The following is a 351-nucleotide window of genomic DNA, read 5'->3' as shown; positions in this document are numbered from 1 at the left end:
CGGACGCACCTCTGATGCCGGTGACCTGCTGACCACCGTGCTGATGTTCTCCGGCACAGGCAGCAGCCGACCTGTGCCCGTGCAGCGTGCCCTAGCCCGGGTATCGCGCTACCTCATCGACGTCGAAGTTATGGACCTAGCCGCTCTGCGGAACCCCGCAGAGCCCGGCACAACCGGCAAAGCCGAAGCCATTGCGCAACTGATCACCGACAAGATCAACACCGGTGGCCACGTGTAAAACTCACCAGTACAACGGGACTCGTTACCGTTGGGAGGTTCAAGGCTTGCGGGCACCTTCAACGCCACGTGCCCCCGGTGGACTTGTCGAGGATTGCAGTCACGCGTGGATTC

The 351-nt window shown here is 62.1% G+C and carries 1 pseudogene; it reads left to right on the top strand.

Features of this window, described 5'->3' with window-relative positions:
- A pseudogene (locus tag AOT83_RS00015) lies at nt 1–238 on the top strand (sensor domain-containing protein); the annotation flags it as partial.
- Between the last annotated feature and the right edge of the window lie 113 nt (nt 239–351).

The organism is Mycobacteroides sp. H001 (assembly GCF_001440005.1).
Taxonomy (GTDB): Bacteria; Actinomycetota; Actinomycetes; order Mycobacteriales; family Mycobacteriaceae; genus Mycobacterium; species Mycobacterium gwanakae.
This window is presented reverse-complemented; position numbering and strand designations above follow the sequence as displayed.